This window comes from Micromonospora sp. NPDC049107, assembly GCF_040648595.1.
Taxonomy (GTDB): Bacteria; Actinomycetota; Actinomycetes; order Mycobacteriales; family Micromonosporaceae; genus Micromonospora.
On sequence record NZ_JBEZEC010000008.1, the window covers coordinates 408,965 to 421,124 of the forward strand.

Genomic DNA, 12,160 nt, shown 5'->3' on the forward strand with positions numbered 1-12,160 from the left:
CGGTCGCTCTGTGGACGACCGGACGATCAAGCCCCTGCTGTGCTACGGCGCCAATTGGTGTCGATCAACCCGGCCGGGGCCAAATGGCGCGGGCCTGGCCCGTCGCATACGGTGCCTGACGTGGACGGACGACGGAGCTTTCCGGAAGATCAGGAGTCGCGCTGGTACCCCGACGAGCGGGGGCGCGGGTACGGCGAGCCCGAGTGGCGCGGCGCGGGTGAACCGCGATACCGCGACGGCGAGATCCCCGAGCAGCGCGGCGTCGAGGACGCCCGCTCCGTCGAGGACACCGGAGTCGGCCGACGCCGCGAGCCGGACCCGACCCGCCTGGGCGGCGCGTCAGAACCGGACTCGGGTCGTTTCGGCGCGGTGGACGCGGTCCGCTTCGGGGGTGCCCCGGAACCGGACTCCGGGCGGTTCGGTGTCGTCGACGCGCAGCCGGGGCGGTTGGGGGTCGGCGGGGCAGATTTCGGGCGTGCCCCCGATCCGCTGGGTGACGTCCGCACGGACGCGGACGGCTACCGGCCGACCCGCTCACGCAGGGCGGATCGGGACCCCTCGGAGATCTCCGGTGAGCTGCCCGGCCGCCGGGCCGCCCGAGAGCCACTGACCATGACGACGCCGGACACCGCCCGAGACGCCGGAACGGCCAGCGCCCGGGACGCCGGGCTGGTGACCGGCAGCAACGTCGGCCCGGCCCCCACCGCGGACGTCGGGCCGGCGGTCGCGCTGCTCGGTGGCCCCGGCCTGCCCGGGGAGCAGAGCCAGCCCGTCCCGCTGGCCGAGCAGAGCCGGCCCGCCCCGCTCGCCGGCTACCCGATCGTCGAGCCGACCCGGGGCGGCAGCGGGGAGCACCCGCATCCGTTGGATATGCCGACCGGCCCGATGCCGGGGATCGGCCCCCGCCCCGACCTGGGTGGGGGAGACGCGCCGGCGTACCCCCCGGCTCCGGACGGGGTCTACCGGACCCGCCGGCCGGCGTTGGCGGCCCTCTTCGCCCTGCTGACGTTGATCTTCGAGATCCCCGCGCTGCGGGTGTTGCTGGCCGGTGTGACGGGCGACCCGGTGGACGCGGGCAACGTCGTGGTGGGTATCTGCCTGGTCGCCGGGCTGCCGATCTTCGCAACCGGGCTGTACGGACTCAGGACGGGCGGACTCGCGCTCTCCGACAGTGGCCGGGGTTGGCTGCGCCCTCCCACGGCGTACCTGACTGTCGGTCTGGTGCTCTTCGTCGCCGCGGCGCTCGCCGCCGGCTGACCCGCCGCCGTCCGCCCGGCGCGGCCGATGATCCACGCAACAACCAGGAAATAGTGGCCTCTGGTGACGCGGAGGCCACTATTTCCCGGAACTAGCGCGATCTTGTCCGGCGGCGCGGCACCCCGGCACGCCGAAACCGGGGAGGGGCGTACACTGGCCAACTGGCGACCGCCTCGCGCGGTCGACCTCGCGCGCCCTCTTCACGAATCGTCGTGTAGCGACGGCCTCCCTGGTCCCGATCTTGGTCGGGTCCACCATGGGCCGGCGACCAGGCGCCAGGACGCCCGGCCACCGGCCGGGCGTGACAACCAGGGATCTTGAGGAGTACCCACACCATGGCCGTCGTGACCATGCGTCAGCTGCTGGAGAGCGGTGTCCACTTCGGGCACCAGACCCGGCGCTGGAACCCGAAGATGAAGCGCTTCATCATGACCGAGCGCAACGGCATCTACATCATCGACCTGCGCCAGACTCTCGACTACATCGAGAAGGCGTACGAGTTCGTGCGTGGGACCGTCGCGGAGGGTGGCAGCATCCTCTTCGTCGGTACCAAGAAGCAGGCCCAGGAGGCCATCGCCGAGCAGGCGACCCGGGTCGGTCAGCCGTACGTCAACCACCGCTGGCTCGGTGGCATGCTGACCAACTTCCAGACGGTGTACAAGCGGCTCCAGCGGATGAAGGAGCTGGAGGCCCTTGGTGACCTGAGCGGCACCGCCGCCGGTTACACCAAGAAGGAGACCCTGCAGCTCTCCCGCGAGAAGATCAAGCTCACCCGCACGCTGGGTGGTCTGCGGGACATGCAGAAGCTGCCGGCCGCGGTCTGGATCGTCGACACCAAGAAGGAGCACATCGCCGTCGACGAGGCCCGCAAGCTGGGCATCCCGGTGATCGCCGTCCTCGACACCAACTGCGACCCGGACGAGGTCGACTTCCCGATCCCGGGCAACGACGACGCCATCCGCTCGGCCGAGCTGCTGACCAAGGTCGTCGCCGCCGCCGTCGCGGACGGTCTGATCGCGCGTTCCGGCCGTCGCCGGGGCAACGACGAGAAGCCCGAGGGTGTCGCGAGCGACGAGCCGCTGACCGAGTGGGAGCGCGAGCTGCTCGAGCCGAAGAAGGCTGACGAGTCGGCCGCCCCGGCCGAGCAGCCGGCCGCTGCCGCCGCCGAGCAGCCCGCCGCCACCGAGCAGCCGGCCGCCGCCGAGCAGCCGGCGCAGGCCGCCACCGAGCAGCCGGCGGCTGCCGCCGCGGAGTGATCGCATCGTCGCCGCCCTGCCGTCCGTTTTCGCGGACGGCGGGCGGCGACGGTACGACGGGCACGTTCGGCCCGATTCCGGGTAACCGGCACCTCTGACCATCCACACGCCGACTCAACACCGAAGAGAGAGCCATGTCCCAAATCACCGCCGCGGACGTCAAGAAGCTCCGCGACCTCACCGGCGCCGGCATGATGGACAGCAAGAAGGCGCTGACCGAGGCCGAGGGCGACTTCGACAAGGCCGTCGAGATCCTGCGCGTCAAGGGCGCGAAGGACGTCGGCAAGCGGGCTGGCCGTACGGCCGCCAACGGTCTGGTCGCCCACTCCGGCAAGGCCCTGCTCGAGCTCAACTGCGAGACCGACTTCGTCGCCAAGACCGAGTCGTTCATCGCGCTGGCCCAGCAGCTGGTCGAGCACGGCGAGCGTTCCGGCGTGACCAACGCCGAGGAGCTGCTCGCCTCCGAGCTGGACGGCAAGGTCGTCGCGGACCTGATCCAGGAGCAGTCCGCCAAGATCGGCGAGAAGCTGGTGCTCAACCGGTTCGCCACGGTCGAGGGCACCACCGCGGTCTACCTGCACCGCAAGGCCCAGGACCTGCCGCCGGCCGTCGGCGTGCTGGTGTCGTACACCGGCAAGAGCGACGAGGCGGGCGACGCTGACGCCCGCGGCGTCGCGATGCAGATCGCGGCCATGCGGCCGAAGTACCTCAGCCGTGACGAGGTTCCGGCCGACGTCGTCGAGTCCGAGCGGCGCATCGCCGAGCAGACCGCCCGCGAGGAGAACAAGCCCGAGGCGGCCCTGCCGAAGATCGTCGAGGGCCGGGTGAACGCCTTCTTCAAGGACTACGTCCTCGTCGAGCAGGCGTCGGTGGCCGACAACAAGAAGTCGGTGAAGCAGGTGCTGGCCGAGGCCGGCATCGAGGTGACCCGCTTCGTGCGGTTCGAGGTCGGCCAGGCCTGAGCCGCCACCGGGCGCCACGCGCGCCCGTGGGCAGGAGACGTCGAACGAGGAGGCCGCCGGTGTACGTGACAGGCACCGCGGCCTCCTCGTCACATAGGGTCGGCAGCGGCAGGTTCGCGGTAACGCGTCGCCCGGGGCGTGCGCGTGGGGAAGGCGGGGCGGATGACGCAGGTTGTGAGTGACCGGACGCTGGCGATGGACGATCCGACGGCACCGCCGCCCGGACGGGCCCGCCGGGTGGTGCTGAAGCTCTCCGGTGAGGTGTTCGGCGGGGGCGCGATCGGCGTCGACCCGGACGTCGTGCAGGCCATCGCCCGCCAGATCGCCACCGTGGTCCGCCGCGGCGTGCAGGTATCGGTGGTGGTCGGAGGGGGCAACTTCTTCCGCGGCGCGGAGCTGCAGAAGCGCGGGATGGACCGCGCTCGCGCCGACTACATGGGCATGCTCGGCACCGTGATGAACTGCCTCGCGTTGCAGGACTTCCTGGAGAAGGAGGGCATCGAGACGCGGGTGCAGAGCGCCATCACGATGGCCCAGGTCGCCGAGCCGTACATCCCGTTGCGGGCGATCCGGCACCTGGAGAAGGGCCGCGTGGTCATCTTCGGCGCGGGCGCCGGCATGCCGTACTTCTCGACCGACACCGTGGCCGCCCAGCGGGCGCTGGAGATCCGCGCCGACGTGGTGCTCATGAGCAAGAACGGCGTGGACGGCGTCTACACGGCCGACCCGCGGATCGACCCGACCGCCAGCAAGCTCGATTCGATCACCTTCTCCGAGGTGCTGCGCCGCAACCTGCGGGTGGCCGACGCGGCCGCGTTCAGCCTCTGCATGGAGAACGGCCTGCCGATGCTGGTCTTCGGCGCGCAGGGTGACGACACCATCATCCGCGCGGTGGGTGGCGACAAGATCGGCACCCTGATCACCGCTTGAGCCTGACGACTTTCAGCAGAGCCCACGACGAGCACAGAAGGAGGCGAGGAGACCGGTGATCGACGACACCCTCCTCGAGGCCGAGGAAAAGATGGAGCGTGCTGTCGAGCACGCCAAGGAGGAGTTCGGCGCCATCCGCACCGGTCGCGCCAACGCCGCCATGTTCTCCAAGGTCATCATCGACTACTACGGCACGCCCACGCCGCTGACCCAAATGGCGTCCATCGCGGTTCCCGAGCCGCGGATGGCCATCATCAAGCCGTACGACAACTCGCAGATCAACGCGATGGAGAAGGCGATCCGCGACTCGGACCTCGGGGTGAACCCGAACAACGAGGGCAACCAGCTGCGCATCCTGCTCCCGCAGATGACCGAGGAGCGCCGCCGCGACATGATCAAGGTGGCCCGGCACAAGGGCGAGGAGGCCAAGGTGGCGATCCGCAACGTCCGCCGCCGTGGCAAGGAGGAGCTGGACCGGATCGTCAAGGACGGCGAGGCCGGCGAGGACGACGGTCGCCGCGCCGAGAAGGAACTGGACGACCTGACGCAGCGCTACGTCGCCAACATCGACGACCTGGTCAAGCACAAGGAGACCGAGCTGCTGGAGGTCTGAGGCCCGACCCGGCGTCCGCCGGATGAGCAGCCGATGCGAGGCCCGCCCCCGATCCGGGGACGGGCCTCGCGCCGTCCGAGCGTCAGCGGGGGATCCGGACGGTCCGGGTCGTCTCGGTCAGGGTCGTTCCGACGTACGCGTCGTGCAGTTCGAAGCGCACGGTGGCCCGACCCGGATGCAGTACCGGGTCGGCCCGGTAGAAGCCCATCGAGATGCTGGCGGTGCCGCCGTCACAGACGATCTCGCCGGCGCCGAGGCCGCCGGTGGCCCAGAAGGTCGGCAGGCCGTCCTGGGTCAGCGACGCCGACAGGAAGTACACGCCGGTCGGGCAGTTGCGCACCTCTCCCCGGGCGGTGGCGGCCGGGAACGCCGGCCCGGTGCCGTCGGGACTTCCGTCGTACAGGTAAATCTCGCTGGTGCGGTGGTCGATCCTGATGCTGGCGTTCGGTGTCGCCGCAGTGGCCGGTGAGGCCGCCGTCAGGACGAGGGCGGCCATCGTCAGCACCGCCAGGCTGATTCTGCGCACGAACGTTCCTTCCCCGCTGCTGTGGTAGAGACCGCCGGCGGACGCCGGCACCCCGACAGCCGACCACCGACGGGTGTTGCGGGTCATCCCCTGTTCGCCCGGATGCTCGGTCGGATAGGCGTCGATGCGTCTGCGGCGGGCGGGGTTGCTCAGGCCGCCGTGCGCCCGCCGCCGTCGTGGCAGCACGGCGACGCGACTCGCGGGCCCTTGCGCACCGTGACCCGGAGGGGCCCGGCGGTCACGGGTGCCATCGTCCGCCTCGCCCCGGCGGCGGGTGCAGTAGGCTCGTCAGGATTCCCGGCCACCAGCCGGTGCGTACCGGGAATCGACCGACCATCGGGGCGGTCGAGCCAGCGGAACACAGTCGCGCGTGTAGGGGATGCTTGTGGCCTTGCGTCATGTGGTGGTACTCGTGCCGCGTCGCGGTGCGTGATGTCCCACCCCGACCCCTACACCAACGAGCCGCGCGGCTGGGACCGGCCCGAGCGCCCGGCTGCCCTGCCCTGGCCCGAGCAGGAGCTTGAGGCGGGCCAGTGGAGCCGCCGGCCGGCCGCCGGGCCCGAGTTGTACGCCGAGCCCCGCACCCGGCCGTACGCCGATCCGCACCCGGCGGACCCGTACGACGAGCGCGGCCGGCCGGTCCTCCCGGACGACCGCGACCGCTTCGACGACCGGGATCGGCGCGACCGCTTCGACGACCGGGACCGGCGCGACCGCTTCGACGACCGGGATCGCTACGACGACGATCGGAACCAGCCCGACCCGTACGACGACCGGGGTCACCCCGGCCGCTACGGCGACGGCCCGCCAACGGGTGACGCGGTGCCACGTTATGCCGACCCCGGCGCCGGTCAGCGTTACGACGACGGTGACGTGCCACCGCGTTTCGACGACCGTGAGGTTCCGCCCCGCTTCGACGACGCTGCCGGTTTCCCGACGGCGCAGCTCGCGCCCATCGGCGCCGAGATCCTGCCGGACGACGACCCGATCACCGACCCGGAGCCGCCGGTGGGGCGGCGACCGAAGGGACGCCGACGGGCCAGCGTCGACCGACCGGCGACGCAGCAGGTGGGTACCGGACGAGCCGGCCGCAACCTGCCGGCGGCGATCGGTGTCGGCCTCGCCTTGGGCGCGCTGATCGTGGTGCCGTTGGCCGTCTATCCGCCGGCGTTCCTGCCGGTGATCGCCGCCGCCGTCGCCATCGGTATCTGGGAGATGGCTCGGGCGGTTCGGCGCAGCGGCGCTCACCCGCCGCTGGTGCCGCTGCTCGCCGGTGGTGTCCTGACGGTGGGTCTGGCCTGGTTCGCCGGCCCGGACGCGCTCAGCCTCGGGCTGTTGGTGACGGTGCTCGGCACGATGATCTGGCGGTTGGGTGACGGCCCGGCCGGCTTCCAGCGGGATCTGACCGCCGCCACCCTGATCGCCGTCTACGTGCCGTTCCTCGCCGGTTTCGCGGCGTTGCTGGCGGCGGCCCCCGACGACGGTCGGCTGCGCATCCTGGCCACGCTGATCGCGGTGGTCCTCTCCGACACCGGTGGGTACGCGGCCGGCGTCTCGTTCGGCCGGCATCCGATGGCCCCGTCCATCAGCCCGAAGAAGTCCTGGGAGGGGTTCGCCGGCTCGGTCACCGCGGCGGCGCTGGGCAGCGCCCTGCTGCTGTGGCTGATGTTCGACCTGGCCCCGTGGTGGGGCGCGGTGTTCGGGGTGGCCGTCTCCTGCGCGGCGGTCCTCGGCGACCTCGCCGAGTCGATGATCAAGCGGGATCTCGGTATCAAGGACATGAGCAACCTGCTGCCGGGGCATGGTGGCCTGATGGACCGGCTGGACTCGATCCTGTTCGCGGTGCCGACCGCCTACCTGTTGCTGGTGATCTTCGTGCCGGTGGCGGGGTGAGGCATGCGTCACCATGGCCGGAGCGCTGCCGACCGACGCTGGGGGCCGGTTCGACGCCTCCGGACGGGTGCCGAACGCTGCAGGCGTGACACACTGGACCGGCCATGACGAGTCTGCCGCTGATCCCCGCCATCTCGGACGCCCCCACCGCACGCCGGGCCTCCATGCCACCGCAGCACCTTGCTGACCTGGACCTGGCCGGCCGCCAGTCGCTGGTCGCCGGGCTGGGCGAGCCCGCGTTCCGTGCCAAGCAGATCTCCAACCACTACTTCGGGCGGCTGGTACGCGACCCGCAGGCGATGACCGATCTGCCGGCCGCGACCCGTGCGCGCCTGGCCGACGAGTTGCTGCCCACGCTGCTCACGCCGGTGCGTGAGTTGGCCTGCGACGACGGCGCGACCCGCAAGGCGCTCTGGAAGCTGCACGACGGCGCGTTGGTGGAGAGCGTGCTGATGGGCTACCCGGACCGGGTCACGGTCTGCATCTCCAGCCAGGCGGGCTGCGGCATGGCCTGTCCGTTCTGCGCCACCGGCCAGGCCGGGCTGACCCGCAACCTGTCCACCGCCGAGATCGTCGACCAGGCGGTCTACCTGGCCGGGGTGGCGGCCTCCGGCGCGGTCGCCGGCTCACCGCCGCGGCTGTCGCACGTCGTGTTCATGGGTATGGGCGAACCGCTGGCCAACTACAACCGGGTCATCGCGGCGATCCGTCGGCTGGTCAGCCCCGCGCCCGAGGGGCTCGGCCTGTCCCAGCGGCACATCACCGTTTCCACGGTCGGCCTGGTTCCGGCCATCCGCCGACTGGCCAGCGAAGACCTCTCTGTGACCCTTGCGCTGTCGTTGCACGCGCCCGATGATGATCTGCGCGACGAACTCGTGCCGGTAAACCAGCGCTGGAAGGTAGCCGAGGTGCTGGACGCAGCGTGGGACTATGCCGCCCGGACGGGCCGTCGCGTGTCCATCGAGTACGCAATGATCAAGGACGTGAACGACCAGCCGTGGCGAGCTGACCTGCTCGGGCGGCTGTTGGCCGGCAAGTTGACGCATGTGAACCTCATCCCGCTCAATCCGACCCCGGGCAGCCGCTGGGACGCGAGCCCGAAGCCGGTCGAGCGGGAGTTCGTCCGGCGCTTGCGCGACGCGGGAGTCTCCACCACCGTACGGGACACCCGGGGTCGCGAGATCGACGGCGCGTGTGGCCAGCTCGCCGCCGCCGAGGACACCGACACCTTCACCGACCGCGCCGACGAGGCACCGGCGTGACCGGGCGTGGCGAACGACACCAGGAGACATAGTGGCGAGTCAGGGTCAGCGTTTCCGGCGCAAGGCGGTTCGCCGGGGATACAAGGTCGACGAGGTGGACGCCTTCCTCGACCGGGTCGAGGCGACGCTCGACGGCCGACAGGTCGGTGCGCCCGTCGCCTCGCAGGAGGTCCACGACGTCGTCTTCCGGGTCCGCTTCAACGGCTATGACGAGTGGCAGGTTGACCTGCACCTGGACCGCGTCGAGCGACAGCTGGCCGAGTTGGAGGAGCGCAACAGCGCCGGACGCGGCGGCGATCCTCGGATGGGTGACCGGATGGGTCCCCCGGACCGGATGGGTCCGCCGATGCGCGACGACCGTGGCGGCATGGTCCCGCAGCCGATGCCTCCCCGCCCGATGCCCGCCCAGGCCGGTCCGCCGGCCGACCGCTACGGCCGGTACGACGAGCCCACCGGCGCCTTCGCCGGCGGGTACGACGCCCCCCGGGGTGGCTACGACGCGCAGCGCGGCCCTGGCCCTGGTGGCCCCGGTCCCGGCCCGGGGGGTCCCGGCCAGATGGGGCCCGGCGGCCCGATGGGTGGGCACGGCCTGCCGCCGCGTGGCCTGCCGGCCGGTCCGGGTGGGTACGGTCCGCCGGACGATCAGCGCATGCCGGGTGGGTACGGTCCGCCGGACGATCAGCGGATGCCCGGTGGGTACGGTCCGCCGGACGATCAGCGGATGCCCGGCGGGTACGGTCCGCCGGACGATCAGCGGATGCCCGGCGGGTACGGTCCGCCGGACGACCAGCGCATGCCCGGCGGGTACGGTCCGCCCGACGGTCCGCGAGCGCCCGGTGGCTACCCGCAGCCGGACGAGCCGCGCTTCGACGGCTTCGAGGCCGGCCGGCGGGCCCGCGCCGACATGACGGCCGAGATCCGGATGCCCGAGCGTGACCTGCGTGACCTGCGGCGCGGCCCGGGCGGTCCGCCCCCGATGCCACAGCAGGGCATCGGCGGTCCGCCGATGGCCGGCCCGCCCGCCGTCGCCGGTCCGCCGATGGGTGGTCCGCCGATGGCCGGCCCGCCCGGTAGCGACCTGTACCGGGTCGACCAGATCCGCCGCCGGTTCCAGGTCCGTCGATTCGGCAGCGGGTACGACCCGGACCAGGTGGACCAGTTCTTCGATTCCCTGCTCGGCGGCATGCAGCGTCGCAACCCGATGCCGGTCGACCCGAAGGACCTGGACACGCTCCGGTTCGGTCTGGTGCCCGGCGGCTACTTCGAGGCCGAGGTCGATGCGGCGCTCAAGGACGTGCAGGACATCCTGTTCGGGCGCTGAGCCGGAGGCGTACACGAACGAGGGCCCGTCCCCAGGTGGGGGCGGGCCCTCGACGTTTTTCGGCCGGTCGACCGGCGGACGGCTGGGTCAGGAGCGCAGACCGTTGCGGCGCAGCACGGCATCGCCGATCACGATGACCAGCAGCAGCGCGGCGAGGCCGACCAGCCAGATGTCCTCGACCCTGCCTTCGTGGTTGCCGCAGAACGCCATGACGACCAGCGCCAGCGCGGACAGCACGGCGCCGATGCGCCCCGACTTGCGGTGCCCGGGCTTGTGCTGGTCCGGCGACGTTACCGGCTCGCTTCCTGCCACTGTCGGTCCTTCCCTCGCGATCGGATCTTTGGTTAGTCTGGCACGCCTCCCGCCCGGGGCGGTGCGGTGGGGGTTTCCCGGCCGTACAGCCCTGCCCGCCCAGGCCGGACGGCTCTACGGGCGTCGAGGGGTGGCGGTCAGACTCACTCCGGTAGCGTTTGGCGTACACCTGATTGTCTGTTTGAGGGGGACTGTGCGGTGCGAGTGACCGGAACCGGGCACGCCAGCATGCGGATCGACACGGCCGCGGGCAGCATCCTGTGCGACCCGTGGGTCAATCCGGCCTACTTCGCCTCGTGGTTCCCCTTCCCGGACAATTCGCTGCTCGACTGGGAGACGCTGGGCCAGGTCGACTACCTGTACGTCTCCCACCTGCACCGGGACCACTTCGACGCGAAGCACCTGCGGGACCACATCTCGAAGGACGCCACGGTTCTGCTTCCCGAGTTCCCCACCTCCGAGATGGAGGACGAGTTCCGGGCGTTGGGCTTCACCAAGTTTCTGAAGGCGCCGAACGAGCAGGTCGTGGAGCTGCCCGGCGGCCTGAAGATCATGATTCAGGCGTTGACCAGCCCCACCGACGGCCCGATCGGCGACTCGTCGCTCTGGGTTGAGCACGACGGGGTGCGGCTGCTGAACCAGAACGACGCCCGCCCCACCGACCTGAGCGTCTTCGCCGAGCTGGGGCACGTGCACGCGCACCTGCTGCAGTTCTCCGGGGCCATCTGGTACCCGATGGTCTACGAGCTGCCGCAGGCGGCGAAGACCGCGTTCGGCAAGCAGAAGCGCGACCGGCAGTTCGACCGGACCTGGCGCTACATCGACGACCTGAAGGCCGATCACGTCTTCCCGATCGCCGGCCCGCCGTGCTTCCTCGACGACGAGCTGTGGCAGTTCAACGACATCTTCGGCGACGAGGGCAACATCTTCCCCGACCAGTCGGTGTTCCTGTCGGAGTACGCCAAGGTCGGCGGCACCAACGGGATCGTGTTGCTGCCGGGCAGCGTCGCCGAGGTCACCACCGAGGGCGCCAGCACCACCCACCCGGTGCCGGTCGAGGAGTTCTTCGCCAACAAGGTCGCCCACCTGGAGGAGATGCGGGAGCGTAAGCGCCCGATCATCGAGGCGGAGAAGGCATCCTGGCGGCACCCCGAGGTGGACGTGCTCGGCGAGATGAAGCGCCGGATCGAGCCGCTGCTCGACGAGTCGATCTACCTGGCCAAGGGGGTCGGCGGTCCGGTCCGTTTCGACCTGGTGGGGTACGACGGCGAGAGCGTCGAGTCGATCGTGGTGGACTTCCCGGGCAAGGAGGTCCGGCCGTACGCGGACGAGAAGGTCCGGTACCGGTTCCGGACCGAGCGGTCGCTGATCGAGCACCTGCTCTTCATCGACGAGGTGGACTGGGTCAACTCGCTCTTCCTGTCCTGCCGGTTCTCGGCGGCGCGGATCGGCCAGTACAACGAGTTCGTCTACGCGTTCTTCAAGTGCCTCTCCGAGGAGCGTCTCCAGTACGCCGAGGGCTGGTACGACGAGCACGAGCGCAGCACCGACGCCGAGGACATCACGTTGGGCGACTGGGTGGTGCAGCGCCGCTGCCCGCACCTGAAGGCGGATCTGACCCGCTTCGGCATCGTCGATGGTGACCAGCTCACCTGCCAGCTGCACGGTTGGCGCTTCGACCTGCCCAGCGGCCGCTGCCTGACGAGCGTCGGCCACAAGGTGAGAGCCCACCGCGTGGACGCGGAAACCCCCGCCCCCGCCGGCGAAGCCCTGAGCTAACCCCGCCCCCGCCCCCGCCCCCGCCCCCCCCCCCCCCCCCCCCCCCCCC

General features: G+C 71.2%; 10 protein-coding genes and 1 pseudogene. 9 read left to right on the forward strand and 2 right to left on the reverse strand.

Annotation, left to right across the window (positions count from 1 at the left end; genetic code table 11):
- Positions 1 to 83 precede the first annotated feature (83 nt).
- From AB0B55_RS21895 to frr, 5 genes and pseudogenes are all read left to right on the forward strand, one after another.
- Positions 84 to 1,257 (forward strand): annotated as a pseudogene (locus AB0B55_RS21895) (hypothetical protein).
- A 335-nt stretch (positions 1,258 to 1,592) separates the two neighbouring features.
- Entirely contained in the window at positions 1,593 to 2,513 is a 921-nt protein-coding gene (gene rpsB, locus AB0B55_RS21900) for a 30S ribosomal protein S2 (protein WP_357122240.1), read from the forward strand.
- 134 nt (positions 2,514 to 2,647) lie between these two features.
- Positions 2,648 to 3,475: a translation elongation factor Ts gene (tsf, locus tag AB0B55_RS21905; protein WP_357122243.1), complete on the forward strand. Its 828-nt coding sequence runs from the start codon at positions 2,648 to 2,650 to the stop codon at positions 3,473 to 3,475.
- Between the two features lie 162 nt (positions 3,476 to 3,637).
- A complete protein-coding gene (gene pyrH, locus AB0B55_RS21910) occupies positions 3,638 to 4,405 on the forward strand; it encodes a UMP kinase (protein WP_110562390.1) in 768 nt (255 codons plus the stop codon).
- A 55-nt stretch (positions 4,406 to 4,460) separates the two neighbouring features.
- Complete coding sequence (gene frr / locus AB0B55_RS21915; RefSeq protein ID WP_204943784.1) at positions 4,461 to 5,018, forward strand: ribosome recycling factor; 558 nt, start codon at positions 4,461 to 4,463, stop codon at positions 5,016 to 5,018.
- Between the two features lie 82 nt (positions 5,019 to 5,100).
- Here the strand turns inward: frr and AB0B55_RS21920 are convergent, their stop codons facing one another.
- Positions 5,101 to 5,544 carry a hypothetical protein gene (locus tag AB0B55_RS21920; RefSeq protein ID WP_357122247.1) on the reverse strand — a complete coding sequence of 148 codons (444 nt, stop codon included), beginning with the start codon at positions 5,542 to 5,544 and terminating at the stop codon, positions 5,101 to 5,103.
- A 432-nt stretch (positions 5,545 to 5,976) separates the two neighbouring features.
- Between AB0B55_RS21920 and AB0B55_RS21925 the strand changes: the two genes are divergently transcribed.
- From AB0B55_RS21925 to AB0B55_RS21935, 3 genes are all read left to right on the forward strand, one after another.
- Positions 5,977 to 7,437: a phosphatidate cytidylyltransferase gene (locus AB0B55_RS21925; RefSeq protein WP_357173314.1), complete on the forward strand. Its 1,461-nt coding sequence runs from the start codon at positions 5,977 to 5,979 to the stop codon at positions 7,435 to 7,437.
- A gap of 104 nt (positions 7,438 to 7,541) precedes the next feature.
- Complete coding sequence (gene rlmN, locus AB0B55_RS21930) at positions 7,542 to 8,699, forward strand: 23S rRNA (adenine(2503)-C(2))-methyltransferase RlmN (protein WP_357122252.1); 1,158 nt, start codon at positions 7,542 to 7,544, stop codon at positions 8,697 to 8,699.
- Between the two features lie 31 nt (positions 8,700 to 8,730).
- Positions 8,731 to 10,020 (forward strand): DivIVA domain-containing protein, encoded by a 1,290-nt coding sequence (locus tag AB0B55_RS21935; protein ID WP_357122255.1) that lies wholly within the window; start codon positions 8,731 to 8,733, stop codon positions 10,018 to 10,020.
- A gap of 87 nt (positions 10,021 to 10,107) precedes the next feature.
- Here AB0B55_RS21935 and AB0B55_RS21940 read toward each other — a convergent pair whose 3' ends face one another.
- Positions 10,108 to 10,332, reverse strand: coding sequence for a DUF2631 domain-containing protein (locus AB0B55_RS21940; protein WP_007456591.1), 225 nt, complete (start codon positions 10,330 to 10,332; stop codon positions 10,108 to 10,110).
- Between the two features lie 198 nt (positions 10,333 to 10,530).
- Here AB0B55_RS21940 and AB0B55_RS21945 point away from each other — a divergent pair, with 198 nt between their 5' ends.
- A complete protein-coding gene (locus AB0B55_RS21945; RefSeq protein WP_357173316.1) occupies positions 10,531 to 12,111 on the forward strand; it encodes a Rieske 2Fe-2S domain-containing protein in 1,581 nt (526 codons plus the stop codon).
- Positions 12,112 to 12,160 lie beyond the last annotated feature (49 nt).